At 71.1% G+C, this 13,254-nt stretch carries 11 protein-coding genes and 1 pseudogene; 9 read left to right on the top strand and 3 right to left on the bottom strand.

The window, feature by feature from the left end; all coding sequences use genetic code 11:
* Nucleotides 1-209: 209 nt before the first annotated feature.
* Complete coding sequence (locus ABZ818_RS40675) at nt 210-869, bottom strand: helix-turn-helix domain-containing protein (protein WP_361426774.1); 660 nt, start codon at nt 867-869, stop codon at nt 210-212.
* Between the two features lie 185 nt (nt 870-1,054).
* On the opposite strand from ABZ818_RS40675, the gene ABZ818_RS40670 reads away from it, so the two are divergent.
* From ABZ818_RS40670 to ABZ818_RS40640, 7 genes and pseudogenes are all read left to right on the top strand, one after another.
* The gene (locus ABZ818_RS40670; RefSeq protein ID WP_361426771.1) at nt 1,055-2,602 is read left to right on the top strand and encodes a bifunctional 3-(3-hydroxy-phenyl)propionate/3-hydroxycinnamic acid hydroxylase; all 1,548 of its coding nucleotides are present in this window, start codon (nt 1,055-1,057) and stop codon (nt 2,600-2,602) included.
* 35 nt (nt 2,603-2,637) lie between these two features.
* The gene (locus tag ABZ818_RS40665) at nt 2,638-3,588 is read left to right on the top strand and encodes a VOC family protein (RefSeq protein WP_361426768.1); all 951 of its coding nucleotides are present in this window, start codon (nt 2,638-2,640) and stop codon (nt 3,586-3,588) included.
* A complete protein-coding gene (locus ABZ818_RS40660) occupies nt 3,588-4,442 on the top strand; it encodes an alpha/beta hydrolase (protein ID WP_361426765.1) in 855 nt (284 codons plus the stop codon). The genes ABZ818_RS40665 and ABZ818_RS40660 overlap by 1 nt, the downstream gene beginning before the upstream one ends.
* Nucleotides 4,439-5,302, top strand: a complete 864-nt coding sequence (locus tag ABZ818_RS40655; RefSeq protein WP_361426762.1) for a fumarylacetoacetate hydrolase family protein — start codon at nt 4,439-4,441, stop codon at nt 5,300-5,302. The genes ABZ818_RS40660 and ABZ818_RS40655 overlap by 4 nt, the downstream gene beginning before the upstream one ends.
* Nucleotides 5,299-6,282 carry an acetaldehyde dehydrogenase (acetylating) gene (locus ABZ818_RS40650; protein ID WP_361426759.1) on the top strand — a complete coding sequence of 328 codons (984 nt, stop codon included), beginning with the start codon at nt 5,299-5,301 and terminating at the stop codon, nt 6,280-6,282. The genes ABZ818_RS40655 and ABZ818_RS40650 overlap by 4 nt, the downstream gene beginning before the upstream one ends.
* Nucleotides 6,279-7,298 (top strand): 4-hydroxy-2-oxovalerate aldolase, encoded by a 1,020-nt coding sequence (dmpG, locus tag ABZ818_RS40645; protein WP_361426756.1) that lies wholly within the window; start codon nt 6,279-6,281, stop codon nt 7,296-7,298. Before ABZ818_RS40650 ends, dmpG begins: the two co-directional genes overlap by 4 nt.
* Nucleotides 7,299-7,392: 94 nt before the next feature.
* Nucleotides 7,393-7,691, top strand: a pseudogene (locus ABZ818_RS40640) (helix-turn-helix transcriptional regulator); the annotation flags it as partial.
* A gap of 131 nt (nt 7,692-7,822) precedes the next feature.
* Here the strand turns inward: ABZ818_RS40640 and ABZ818_RS40635 are convergent.
* Nucleotides 7,823-9,208, bottom strand: a complete 1,386-nt coding sequence (locus tag ABZ818_RS40635; RefSeq protein WP_361426753.1) for a TRAM domain-containing protein — start codon at nt 9,206-9,208, stop codon at nt 7,823-7,825.
* A 110-nt stretch (nt 9,209-9,318) separates the two neighbouring features.
* Nucleotides 9,319-11,376 (bottom strand): APC family permease, encoded by a 2,058-nt coding sequence (locus tag ABZ818_RS40630; RefSeq protein ID WP_361426750.1) that lies wholly within the window; start codon nt 11,374-11,376, stop codon nt 9,319-9,321.
* 410 nt (nt 11,377-11,786) lie between these two features.
* On the opposite strand from ABZ818_RS40630, the gene ABZ818_RS40625 reads away from it, so the two are divergent.
* Both ABZ818_RS40625 and ABZ818_RS40620 read left to right on the top strand, forming a co-directional pair.
* Complete coding sequence (locus ABZ818_RS40625; protein WP_361426747.1) at nt 11,787-12,458, top strand: TrkA family potassium uptake protein; 672 nt, start codon at nt 11,787-11,789, stop codon at nt 12,456-12,458.
* Complete coding sequence (locus tag ABZ818_RS40620) at nt 12,458-13,126, top strand: TrkA family potassium uptake protein (protein ID WP_361426744.1); 669 nt, start codon at nt 12,458-12,460, stop codon at nt 13,124-13,126. The genes ABZ818_RS40625 and ABZ818_RS40620 overlap by 1 nt, the downstream gene beginning before the upstream one ends.
* Nucleotides 13,127-13,254 lie beyond the last annotated feature (128 nt).

The following is a 13,254-nucleotide window of genomic DNA, read 5'->3' as shown; positions in this document are numbered from 1 at the left end:
GATGCCCAGCGTGCGCTACGACCCGCACCGCCTCCGATCCCTGGTCACGACCCTGAGCGCCGCGGCGCTCGCTCTGGAGGACGACCTGGCCGAGCATCGCTGATCCGCCCCGCACAACAGCAGGACCCATGGAAGTCCCCCACGGGAGCGACTCGGCGGAACCCGTGTCCGCGCCCATGCCCCCCGAAGCCGGGCTGGGCGGCCCGCCGTCAGGAGCGCAGGCGCACGGCGATGGACTCGCCGAGGGCCGCGACCGCGTCGGTGAGCAGGTCCATGGCCTCGGCCATCGAACGGGAAGGGTCGGCCTGCCAGGCGACGAAGGCCCCGTCGAAGCCCGCTATGGCGAAGTAGTCCAGCCGGTCGGCCACGGCCTGCGCGACCTCCGGGCCGTACTCGGCGAACGAGTCGGCGATCATGTGGTTCATGTGCACGCGGCCGTCCCGCCGCACCCGTTCGATGATCCGGTCGACCTCCGCGGCCTCCGCGGACTCCGCCGCCTCGGCGTTCATCACCAGGATCAGGTGCAGCCGCAGGAAGTCCGGGTTGGCGAGGAAGACCTCCCCGGTGCGCTGGAGGTACCAGCCCAGTCGCTCCCGTACGCCCCCCTGCCGCGGCGGATGTGCCTGCGCCCGGGCCATGTGCTGGAAGAACGCGTAGGCACCGTGCTCCATCACCGCGGAGAGCAGCCCGCCCTTGGAGCGGAAGTGGTGGTAGACCGCGCTCTTGGGCAACCCCGACTCCCGGCTGAGCTCCGACAGCGTGGTCGCCGCGTATCCGCGTTCGGCCATCAGGCGTGACGCGACCTCGAGTATCTCCTCCCGGGAGCGCCGCCCCCTGCGGTTGCCGGTGTTGTCGCGCCTGGGTTCCACGCGCTGAAGCATACCTGCGCTCATTCGGCCGGAGCTTAGGCGGCCCGCGGCGATACCGGCGCTGATTCTGCTGTGCGGAATCCGTGATTCATCCCCTTGACCGGCTTTTTCGGCCGTGTGACAGTCCCCACTATTGGACTGAACGACCGGTCCAAAACTTTGGGACGACCGGCAAGGAGGCCGCCATGCCCCAAAACTTCGACGCGGACGTCGCCGTCATCGGCTACGGCCCCACGGGCATCGTCGGTGCTCTGACCCTCGCTCAGCAGGGGGCGCGAGTGATCGCCTTCGAACGGGACGAAGAGATCTATCCCCGGGCCCGGGCGGTCACGGTCAACGACTGGACCATGCGGATCTTCCAGGGCCTGGGCATCGGCGAACGCATCGAGAAGGTGATCGACCCGCAGCGTGCGCTGCGCTGGGTGACGTACGACGGGCACGAGGTGATGCGTATCGAGCATCCGCCGTCGGCGCTCGGGGCGAGGGCGCGCTTCTACAACATCTACCAGCCGGTCATGGAGTCCGAGCTGCGGGCCTGCGCGCAGGACCGGCGGGACCTGATCTCGGTGCGCTACGGCGCCGAGGTGACCGAGATCGAACAGGACGACTCCGGGGTCACGGTCACCACCACCGACACGGCCACCGGCGAGGTCCGCCGGTACCGGACCCGGTACGCGATCGCCGCGGACGGCGGCAGCAGCAGGACCCGGCAGCGGCTGGGCATCCAGTTGCTCGGCGACACCAACGAGGTCACCTGGGTGGTCATCGACTGCCGGGTCAAGCGCTGGTGGCCCGACCGCGACTTCCTCACCTTCTGGACGGACAAGGAGCGGCCGGTCGTCGACATCGCGCTGTCGGCCGGCAACCACCGCTGGGAGATCCCGCTCAAGCCGCACGAGACCGAGGCCGACTTCCCCACCAGCACCGAGGTGTGGGCCCTGCTCAAGGCGCTGGGGGTGAGCGAGGACGACGTCGAGATCCACCAGCACGCCTTCTACCGGCACCACGTACGGATGGCGCGGACCTGGCGCTCCGGCCGGGTCTTCCTCGCCGGCGACGCCGCGCATCTGATGCCGCCGTGGGCGGGCGCCGGAATGCAGACCGGCATGCGCGACGCGCACAACCTGGGCTGGAAGCTCGGCCGGGTGCTGGCCGGACGGCTGCCCGAGTCCTGGCTCGACACCTATGAGGCCGAGCGCCGTCCGAACGCCGCCTTCTACACCGGGCTGGCGGTGCAGCTCGGTCGGGTGATCAAGCAGGAGCTCTCCGACGAGGAGCAGGCCGCGCTGTCCGCGCCGCCGCCCGAGGGACTCGTCACCCCCTTCGAGCCGCCGCTGATCGCGCCGCCGGTGCTGGAGGCCGGCTGGCTGCGCGGCCCGCTCGGCGACGCCAGCATCATCGGCCGGATGGTGCCGCAGCCGGTGGTCGGCGACACCGTCGGCCGGATGGCGCGGCTGGACGAACTGCTCGGCGACACCTTCGTGCTGCTGGGCGATGGCGTGGACCCCTCGACGCTGCTGACCGAGGAAGAGCGCCGGCAGTGGGACGCACTCGGCGCCCGCTACCGCGCGGTCCGTCCGCAGAACGCCTACACCCAGGGGCCCGACGAACTCGTCGACCTGGACGGCGTGCTCGGCTCCTGGCTGCGCCGGTACGGGGTGCGCGCGGTGGCGCTGCGCCCCGACCGGTTCGTGGCCGCCGCCGATACCAGCGGGCTCGGCGTCCCCGCCTGACCGTCCGTCCACCCACCTCAAAGGAGAGATCTGCCATGAGCGGAGTCAAGGAACTCGCGTACGTCGTCTACGAGGTTGGCGATCTCGCCGACTGGGAGCGCTTCGGTGTCGAGTTGCTCGGTATGCAACTCGGTGAGCGCGGCGAGGACCGATTCACCCTGCGCCTGGACGAGAAGGCGCACCGCTTGATCGTCACCCGGGGACCAGCCGACGACCTGGTCGTCAGCGGGTACGAGGTCGAGAGCGACGCCGAACTCGACGCGCTGGTCGAGCGGTTGCGGGCCGCCGGCCTCCAGGTCGACGAGGGGGACACGGCGCTCGCCGCGGACCGCCGGGTGGAGCGCGTCTTCGCCACCACCGACCCCATGGGCAACCGCGTCGAACTGGTCACCGGCCTGGCCGACGCCGGCACCGCGTTCGCCTCCAAGACGTTGCTCGGCGAGTTCGTCACCGGGGCCGGAGGCGCCGGACACCAGGTTCTGCTGGCCCACGGAGTGAGCCGTGAGGAGTACCTCGGCTTCTACCGCGACCTGCTCGGCTTCAGGATCAGCGACATCATCGTCGAGGAGCTGGCCCCCGGCATCGTCGCGGACCTGATCTTCCTGCACTGCAACGGCCGCCACCACACGGTCGCGTTCGGCGACCTGCCTTCCCCCAAGCGCACCCACCACTTCATGGTCGAGGTCACCGACATCCGGGACGTGGGCCTGGCCTACGACCGCTGCATGGACGCCAAGCAGCCGTTCGAGATGACGCTGGGGATGCACCCCAACGACCACATGTTCAGCTTCTACGTCTTCACCCCCTCCGGCTTCTCCGTCGAGTACGGCTGGGGCGGCCTCGTCATCGACGACGCCACCTGGCAGGTGCGCACCCTCGACCGGCTGCACAGCTGGGGCCACCGCCCGCCCGGCGTGGTGGCCGAGCTGCTGGCCGCGGCGCCGTCCCCGCTGGAAACCCGAGGAACCGAAGGAGAAGAGGGCTGATGGCGATCGACAAGGAACAGACCGCGCGTAGGGTCAGGACTCGCGACTGGTCGCTGCGCTACTACGAGGCCGGCTCCGGCCATCCGCTGGTGCTGCTGCACGGCAGCGGCCCGGGGGCGACCGGCTGGAGCAACTTCAGCGGCAACATCGAGTCGCTCGCCGAGCACTTCCATGTGTACGCCGTCGACATGCCCGGCTGGGGTGAGTCGGACCCGGCCACGGTCGACGAGCTGGACCACGTCGACGCCGCGATCCAGTTCCTCGACGCGCTGGGCATCTCCCGGGCGGCGTTCGTGGGGAACTCGATGGGCGGCCAGACCTCGCTGCGGCTGGCCACCGAGCACCCCGGGCGGATCAGCCACCTGGTGACCATGGGACCGCCGGTGGGGCGAATGCCGAGCCTGTTCGGGGCCGGTGACGGGCCGTCCGAGGGGCTGAAGGTCCTCATCGAGGCCTACCAGGAACCGAGCCCGGAGAACATGCGCCGGCTGGTCGAGATCATGTGCTACGACAAGGCGCGCTTTGCGACGCCGGAGCTGTGCGAGGCCCGTTCGCAGGCGGCCCTCGCCCAGCCCGAGCACCTGGCCAACTATGTGACGGGGCTGCCGCACGGGGCGCCGCTGCCGCGCTGGGTGGACCCTGCCCGGCTGCGCGACATCGCGGTGCCCACCCTGCTCATCCACGGCCGCGACGACCGGGTGGTCTCCTTCGAGAGCTCCCTGTTCCTGCTGGCGAACATCCCCGATTCCCGGCTGGTCCTGCTCAACCGCTGCGGGCACTGGGCGATGATCGAGCACGCCGAGGAGTTCAACCGGCTGGTCATCGACTTCGTCCGGGGGGAATCACGGCGATGACTGACACCAGGAAGGTGCCGCGGGCGGCCGCGGCCCAGGATGTGCGGCGGGAGGCTGGGGCCCAGCAGGTGTCGCGGGGGGTCGCGGAGGCGGCCGCTCGACTGCTGAAGGCCACCGCCACTGGCGTTCCGTGCGTGCCGGTGCGGGATCTGATCGGCACCTCCGACACCGGTGCCGCGTACGCCGTGCAGCAGCAGGTCACGGCGGCGCGCTTGGCGCGGGGCGCACGCGTCGCGGGCCATAAGATCGGGCTGACCTCGCCCGCCGTGCAGCACCAACTCAGCGTGGACCAGCCGGACTTCGGAGTGCTGCTGGACGACATGGGATACGCGGACGGCAACACCGTGCCGTACGCGTCCGTGCTCCAGCCCCGGGTCGAGGCCGAGATCGCGTTCGTGCTGGGCGCCGACCTGGCCGAGGGCCCGCTGGATCTCGCCCGGGTGCGGGCCGCAGTCGACCATGCCGTGGCCGCCCTGGAGATCTGCGGCAGCCGTATCGCGGGCTGGGACATCACCCTGTCCGACACGGTCGCCGACAACGCCTCCGCGGGCGCCTTCGTGCTGGGCCGGGAGCGCCGCAGCCTCGCTGAATTCGAACCCCGGACGGCCGTGATGGAGATGTCCGTCGATGGCCGGACCGTGTCCGACGGCACCGGCGCGGACTGTCTGGGCGACCCGCTCGCCGCAGTGCTCTGGCTGGCCCGCACCGCACGTGACCTGGGCGATCCTCTGCGGGCCGGCCATGTGGTGCTCTCCGGCGCGCTCGGCCCGATGAGCCCGCTCGCACCGGGCGCACAGGTCACCGCGGTGATCGGCGGGCTGGGCACGGTCACCACCGCCATCGGAGAGGGAACGGTATGACAGCGCGTGCAGACGGTGCGCCACGCACCAAGGTCGCGATCATCGGCTCGGGCAACATCGGTACCGATCTCATGATCAAGGTGCTGCGTACCGCGCAGCACCTGGAGATGGGTGCCCTGGTCGGCATCGACCCGGCGTCCGACGGCCTGGCGCGCGCCAGGCGCCTGGACGTGGCCACCGCGCACGAGGGCGTGGACGGGCTGATCGCACTGCCTGGCTTCGACGAGATCGGCATCGTCTTCGACGCCACCTCAGCGGGGGCCCACCAGGCCAACGCGGCGAAGCTGACACCGCTGGGCAAGCGGCTGATCGACCTGACTCCGGCGGCGATCGGGCCGTACCTCGTCCCGGCGGTCAACATGGAGGAGCACCTGGACGCTCCGAACGTGAACATGGTCACCTGCGGCGGCCAGGCCACCATCCCAGTGGTTGCCGCGATCTCCCGGGTGGCCCCGGTCCGCTACGCGGAGATCGTCGCCTCGATCGCCTCCAAGTCGGCCGGTCCGGGCACCCGCGCCAACATCGACGAGTTCACCGAGACCACGTCCCGGGCGCTGGTCGAGGTGGGCGGCGCGGACCGCGGCAAGGCGATCATCATCCTCAACCCGGCCGAGCCGCCGCTGATCATGCGGGACACCGTGCTCTGCCTGGTGGAGGCGCCCGACACCACCCGGCACGCCGCGATCCAGGAGAGCGTCGCCGCGATGGTGGCCGAGGTGGCGGCCTACGTCCCCGGCTACCGGCTGAAGCAGCAGGTGCAGATCACCCCGGTCCCCGGGGACCAGCCGGTGCGGACCCTGCTGGCCGAGGGCGCGGCCGGCGTACCGACCCACCAGGTGTCCGTGTTCCTGGAGGTCGAGGGCGCGGCCCACTACCTCCCGGCCTACGCGGGCAACCTCGACATCATGACCTCGGCCGCCCTCAGGGTGGCCGAGCGGATCGCGGCCCGTACGGCCGGGGCCGGCGAGGTGACGGCATGAGCAGCAGCATCTTCGTCCAGGACGTGACCCTGCGGGACGGGATGCACGCCGTCCGGCACCGGATCACACCGGCGGACGTGCAACGGATCGTACGGGCGCTGGACGCCGCCGGCGTCGACGCCATCGAGGCCGCCCACGGCGACGGGCTGGCGGGCGGCTCGCTCAACTACGGCCCCGGCTCCCACACCGATTGGGCGTGGATCGAGGCCGCGGCCTCGGTGCTGGAGCGGGCACGGCTGACCACCCTGTTGCTGCCCGGCGTGGGCACCATCCACGACCTGAAGACCGCCTACGACCTGGGGGTGCGCTCGGTCCGGGTGGCCACCCACTGCACCGAGGCGGACATCTCCGCGCAGCACATCGCGGCGGCCCGCGAACTGGGCATGGACGTGTCCGGCTTCCTCATGCTCTCCCACCGCGCCGAACCGGCCCAACTCGCGGAGCAGGCCCGGCTGATGGAGTCCTACGGCGCCCACTGCGTCTACGTCACCGACTCCGGCGGCCGACTCACCATGAAGGACGTCGCCGACCGGGTCCGGGCCTATCGCGACGTCCTGGACGACGTCACCGAGATCGGCATCCACGCCCACGAGAACCTCTCGCTGTCGGTGGCCAACAGCATCGTCGCCGTGGAGCACGGGGTGCGCCGCGTCGACGCCTCACTGGCGGGCCACGGCGCGGGCGCCGGCAACTGCCCCCTGGAGGCGTTCATCGCGGTGGCGAACCTCTCCGGCCTCCGGCATGGTTGCGACCTGTTCCAGTTGCAGGACGCCGCCGACGACCTGGTCCGCCCGCTCCAGGACCGTCCGGTCCGCGTGGACCGCGAAACCCTCACCCTGGGCTACGCCGGCGTCTATTCCTCCTTCCTGCGCCACGCGGAGATCGCCTCCGACCGCTACGGTGTCGACGTCCGCGCCATTCTGCTGGAGTGCGGCCGACGGGGCCTGGTGGGCGGCCAGGAGGACATGATCGTCGACGTGGCCCTCACTCTGGCGGGCCGTCACGCGATGAGCTGACCAGGCAGAAGGTGACCCTGTGACCGGCCCGGCCCTGGCGGGCCCGGCCGGTCACAGGCTTCAGGTCAGCACTTGCCCGCCGGACGCTCGCGCGTCATCCGCGCTGGTCGTCGGCGACACGCTGCTGCGCAACGCGCTGATCCCCCTGTTCGAGACGGTCTGGGACCGCGCCATGCCGATCGCCCCGTCCCGACCTGGCGAACCGACGGACGAGGACCGCGAGTTGCTGACCCTGCTGGCAGCCGGCCTGAAGGACGAGGCGATCGCCCGCCGACTGGGCGTCCACGTCCACACGGCCCGCCGCCACATCAGCCGCCTGCTGCAGACCCTGAACGCGGAGACCCGGTTCCAGGCGGGGTGCAGGCAGTGCGACGCGGTTGGCTGACGGAGTAGAAGTGCCTTCGGTATGCGCACCTCAGTAGGCGCATCTGCGTCAAGATGCCTCGGAGAGCGTCATTTTGAGCGTCGGGATCTCGCCCGTAACGCCCACACCGCCCATCACGCACACCACCCGAACCCGCAGGTCAGACGGCCTTTGCGGCCGGTTCGAGGATCGCCACGCACTCCACGTGATGCGTCATCGGGAACAGGTCGAACGCCCGCAGCGTCCGCACCCGGTAGCCGCCCTCGCGGAAGTACGCCAGGTCCCGGGCCAGGGCGGCCGGGTCGCAGGCCACGTAGGCGATGCGGCGGGCGGCGAGGGAGGTGAGGTGGGTGACCGTGGTGCGGCCGGCGCCCACGCGGGGCGGGTCGAGGACGATCAGGTCGACCTCGGTGATGCCGGTGCGCGGGAGGACGGACTCGACCTTGCCCTGTTCGATGCGGACGCGGGGGAAGTCGGCGAGGTTGTGCCGGGCGTCCTCCACCGCGCGCTTGCCGGACTCGATGCCGAGCACCGCGCCCTTGTCGCCGACGCGGTCGGCCAGGGCTCCGGCGAAGAGGCCGACGCCGCAGTACAGATCGAGGGCCATGTCGCCCTTGCGGGGCAGGAGGCCCTGCATGACCGCCGTGACCAGGGTGTCCGCCGCCTTCGGGTGAACCTGCCAGAAGCCGCCCCCGCCCACGCGGTGGGTGCGGCCGTCGGCGCGTTCGCGGACGAAGGGACGGCCGTGCACGCGGTGGACGCCGCCGGTCTTCTCGTCGCCCCGGAGGACGGAGACCGGCTTGTCCAGTTCCACCAGCGGCAGGCGGGCGCCCGGGCGCGGGGTCAGGATCACCTGGCGATCCTGCGAGCCCGTGGCCGCGATCGCCTCGACGGACTCCATGCCAGTCCAGTCGCGCCGCTCGACGCCCAGTTCGCTCACTCCGGGAGCCGCGATCATGCAGTGGTCGATCGGCTCGACCTCGTGCGAGCGGTGGCGGCGCAGGCCGGCCTTCCCCGTGGCGGGGTCGACCGCGTACTGCACGCGGGTGCGCCACTGCGGGACCTCGCCCGCGGGCAGCTTGTCGCCCTCGGCGGGCATGACCGTGCCGTCCCAGCCGGCCTCCTCGGGCGTGAGGCCCGCGAGCCGCTTCAGCTGCTCGGCGATCACCTCGCCCTTGAGCCGCCGCTGGGCTCCCGGCTTGGCGTGCTGCCAGTCACAGCCGCCGCAGCGGCCGGGCCCGGCGTAGGGGCAGGGGGCCTCGACGCGGTCCTTGGAGGCGTCGATGATCCGTACCGCGTCCGCGCGCAGGAAGCGTGCGCCCTCCTCGCCCTCGGTCACCCGGGCCACGACCCGCTCGCCGGGCAGCGCGTGCCGCACGAACAGCACCTGGCCCTCGGCGGTACGCGCGATGCAGTGGCCGCCGTGGGCGACGGGGCCGATCTCGACCTCGTACTCCTGCCCCACCAGCGAGCCGCCCTGCTCCCGGCCCGCCCCCGAGCCGCCCGGCTCCGGTCCCACCTGCGAGTTCTTCGGTTCTGCCTGCATGGTGGGGTGACTCCAGATCGGGAAAGGCGTACGGCCGGACAACAGCCCACCAGTCTACGTGGGTGCCGTCCGGCCGTTCACCATCAGGTGCGGCGCCGAGCAGAAGCCGGTCAGCCCTTCGCGGCCGACTCCTTCGGCTCCTTCGGGCGCTCCTGGGCCGGGCCACGCCGCACCGCACCGGGCGCGTTCCACTCCTGGCGCCTGCGGGCGCGCTGCTTGGCCGCCTCGGAGGAAGCCAGCTGGTAGGGCACCGAGGTGACCATCACGCCCGGCGTGAACAGCAGTCGGCCCTTCAGGCGCAGCGCGCTCTGGTTGTGCAGCAGGTGCTCGTACCAGTGACCGACGACGTACTCGGGGATGATCACCGAGACGGCGTCGCGCGGGGACTCCTTGCGCAGGCTCTTCACGTACTCGATGACCGGGCGGGTGACCTCGCGGTAGGGCGAGTCGAGCACCTTCAGGGGTACGTCGATGCCGCGCCGCTCCCACTCCTCGCGCAGCGCCCGGGTCTCGGCCGGGTCCACGTTGACGGTGAGCCCCTCCAGGGTGTCCGAGCGCATCAGCTTGGCGTACGCCAGGGCGCGCAGGGTGGGACGGTGGATCTTGGAGATGAGGACCACGGAGTGGACGCGGGAGGGCCGGACGGTGTCGTCGCCCGGATCGTCGGGGGCCGTGAGCTCCTCGGAGACCCGGTCGTAGTGCTTGCGGATCGCGGTCATCGTCGCGAAGAAGATGCACATGCCGAGCAGGGCCACCCAGGCGCCGTGCGTGAACTTGGTGACGAGGACGACGACCAGCACCGTGCTGGTGAGGAAGGCCCCGAAGGTGTTGATGGCGCGGGAGCGGATCATGTGGCTGCGCCTCGCCGGGTCCCGCTCGGTGGCCAGGTGGCGGTTCCAGTGCTTGACCATGCCGACCTGGCTGAGGGTGAAGGACACGAACACGCCGACGATGTAGAGCTGGATCAGCCGGGTGGAGTCGGCGCCGTAGAGGACGGTCAGCAGGGCGGCGGCGCCCGCGAGCAGCACGATGCCGTTGGAGAAGGCGAGCCGGTCGCCGCGGGTGTGCAGCTGGCGGGGCAGGAAGCGGTCCTGGGCGAGGATCGAGCCGAGCACCGGGAAGCCGTTGTAGGCGGTGTTGGCGGCCAGGAAGAGGACCAGCGCCGTCGCCGCGGCCAGGATGAGGAACAGGAAGCTGCCCTTGCCGAAGACGGCCTCGGCGACCTGGGAGATCACCGGGTTCTGCACATAGTCCGGGCCGACCGGGACGCCGCCCCGCAGGAGGTTGGCGGCCGGGTTGTCGGACATGCGGACACCGGTCGTCATGGCCAGCGTGATGATGCCGCAGAACATCGTCACGGCCAGCAGGCCGATCATCGCCAGCGTGCTCGCCGCGTTCCTGGACTTCGGCTTGCGGAAGGCGGGGACGCCGTTGGAGATCGCCTCGACGCCGGTGAGCGCGGCGCAGCCGGAGGAGAAGGCGCGCAGCAGCAGGAAGACGAGGGCGAATCCGGCGAGTCCCTGGTGTTCGGCCTTGATGTGGAAGTCGGCGGTCGGCGCCCGCATGGTGTCACCGAGGACGAGTCCGCGGACGGCGCCCCACACGATCATGATGAAGACGCCGGAGACGAACACGTACGTGGGGATGGCGAAGAGCGTGCCCGACTCCTTCACCCCGCGCAGGTTCATCAGCGTCAGCAGCACGATCACGGCGACCGCGCACAGCACCTTGTGCTGGACGACGAAGGGGACGGCGGAGCCGAGGTTCTCGATGCCGGAGGAGATGGAGACGGCGACGGTCAGGACGTAGTCGACCAGCAGCGCGCTGGCGACGGTCAGGCCCGCCTTGGGACCGAGGTTGGTGGTCGCCACCTCGTAGTCGCCGCCGCCGCTCGGGTAGGCGTGCACATTCTGCCGGTAGGAGGCGACCACGGTCAGCATCAGCACGGCCACCGCGACCGCTATCCAGGGGCTGAAGTGGTACGCCGACACGCCCGCGACGGACAGGACCAGCAGGACCTCGCCGGGCGCGTACGCCACGGAGGACAGCGAGTCGGAGGCGAAGACGGGGAGGGCGATGCGCTTCGGCAGGAGCGTCTCGCCCAGCCGGTCACTGCGCAGTGCGCGCCCGATCAGAATACGTTTGGGCACGTCGGTCAGTTTGGACACAACAGAGGATCGTAGGCCTTTACCCCCCGGGGCGTGCACCTGCCGTCCCGGATCTGCCTCACGAGTGAATTCCGGACACGAAGATCCTGCGGATTCCGCAGGCGGGGTGTGCGCCGTGCCTGGATGTCTGGACCCCGCTTCCCGCCGACCCCCCGGAGGCCCCATGCCCACGACCGCGGAACTGATCGGCGCCGCCGCCGCGTTGTCCGGCCTCGGATTCCTGACCCTGCCCAGCGTGCGCAGCATCACTCGGCGCCGGCCCTTCGGGGCCGAGTGAGACGCCGTCCACGGCGGAGGCGTTAAGGATGCGGTAGGGGGGTGCCCGCCCCGAACCGGGCATGTGTAGCTTGTCCCTCTGTCTGAGACCCTGATGGGACTGAGCAGTCGCTATTGACATCGGAAGGACGGTCGTGCACATCGTCATCATGGGCTGCGGGAGAGTGGGCTCCGCTCTCGCCCAGACCCTGGAGCAACAGGGGCACACGGTCGCCGTGATCGACCAGGACCCCACCGCCTTCCGCCGGCTGGGCCCCGGGTTCGGTGGCCGCCGGGTCACCGGAATCGGCTTCGACCAGGACACCCTGCGCGAGGCGGGCATCGAGGAGGCCGGTGCCTTCGCGGCCGTCTCCAGCGGCGACAACTCGAACATCATCTCCGCGCGGGTGGCCCGCGAGATGTTCGGCGTGCAGAACGTCGCGGCCCGCATCTACGACCCCCGCCGCGCCGAGGTGTACCAGCGCCTGGGCATCCCGACCGTGGCCACGGTCCGCTGGACGGCCGACCAGATGCTCCGCCGACTGCTGCCCTCGGGCGCCGAGCCGCTGTGGCGCGACCCCACCGGCGGCGTCCAGCTCGCCGAGGTGCACGCCTCCCCGAAGTGGGTGGGCCACAAGATCAGCAGACTCCAGGAGGAGACGGGCGTCCGGGTGGCGTTCCTGACCCGCCTCGGCGAGTCGATCCTGCCGAGTTCGCAGACGGTGCTCCAGGAGGGCGACCTCGTGCACGTGATGATGCGGGTGGACGACGTGGAGAAGGTCGAGGCGGCGTTCGCCGAGGGCCCGGAAGAGGAGAGCGGTCACTGATGAGGGTCGCCATTGCCGGTGCCGGGGCGGTCGGTCGCTCGATCGCGGGCGAGCTGCTGGAGAACGGCCACGAGGTCCTTCTCATCGACAAGGCGCCGACCGCCATCTCGGTCGAGCGCGTGCCGCAGGCCGAGTGGCTGCTGGCCGACGCCTGCGAGATCACCTCGCTGGACGAGGCGGCGCTTCAGCGCTGCAACGTGGTGATCGCCGCGACGGGCGACGACAAGGTGAACCTGGTCGTCTCCCTGCTGGCGAGGACGGAGTACGGCGTGCCGCGGGTGGTGGCCCGCGTGAACAACCCGAAGAACGAGTGGCTGTTCAACGAGGCCTGGGGCGTGGACGTGGCCGTGTCCACCCCACGTCTGATGTCCGCGCTGGTCGAGGAGGCGGTGAGCGTCGGCGACCTGGTCCGGCTGCTGCGCTTCAGCCACGGCGACGCCAACCTCGTGGAACTGACCCTGCCGGAGGAGTCGGCGCTGGCCGGCACCCAGGTCGGGGACGTCGAGTGGCCCGAGGACACCTCGCTGGTCACCATCATCCGCGGCACCCGGGTGCTCACCCCGTCCCGGGAGGACTCCCTGGAGCCGGGTGACGAGCTGCTGTTCGTGGCCGCGCAGGCCCGTGAGGAGCAGCTGGAGGACCTGCTGTCGGTGCGTCGGGACCGCTGACGCCCGGCACGAACGGCACGCACAGGGCGGGGCGCCCGGTACGAGTACCGGGCCGCCCGCCCGACGCCAGCCGGGGGCGCGCCCGGGGGCCCCGGGGCCCGCCGCCCCCCTCGGCCCTCCTCCGGAGA

This window comes from Streptomyces sp. NPDC047453 (assembly GCF_040643155.1).
Lineage (GTDB): Bacteria > Actinomycetota > Actinomycetes > Streptomycetales > Streptomycetaceae > Streptomyces.
The sequence above is the reverse complement of the archived record's forward strand: the minus strand, read 5'-3'. Positions and strand labels throughout refer to the sequence as shown.

Excerpts from the sequence above, each read along its gene's own strand:
- ABZ818_RS40635 (WP_361426753.1), bottom strand. The coding sequence starts at position 9,208 with ATGCAGGCAGAACCGAAGAACTCGCAGGTGGGACCGGAGCCGGGCGGC.
- dmpG (WP_361426756.1), top strand. The coding sequence starts at position 6,279 with ATGAGCAGCAGCATCTTCGTCCAGGACGTGACCCTGCGGGACGGGATG.
- ABZ818_RS40620 (WP_361426744.1), top strand. The coding sequence starts at position 12,458 with ATGAGGGTCGCCATTGCCGGTGCCGGGGCGGTCGGTCGCTCGATCGCG.
- ABZ818_RS40665 (WP_361426768.1), top strand. The coding sequence starts at position 2,638 with ATGAGCGGAGTCAAGGAACTCGCGTACGTCGTCTACGAGGTTGGCGAT.
- ABZ818_RS40650 (WP_361426759.1), top strand. The coding sequence starts at position 5,299 with ATGACAGCGCGTGCAGACGGTGCGCCACGCACCAAGGTCGCGATCATC.
- ABZ818_RS40670 (WP_361426771.1), top strand. The coding sequence starts at position 1,055 with ATGCCCCAAAACTTCGACGCGGACGTCGCCGTCATCGGCTACGGCCCC.
- ABZ818_RS40655 (WP_361426762.1), top strand. The coding sequence starts at position 4,439 with ATGACTGACACCAGGAAGGTGCCGCGGGCGGCCGCGGCCCAGGATGTG.
- ABZ818_RS40660 (WP_361426765.1), top strand. The coding sequence starts at position 3,588 with ATGGCGATCGACAAGGAACAGACCGCGCGTAGGGTCAGGACTCGCGAC.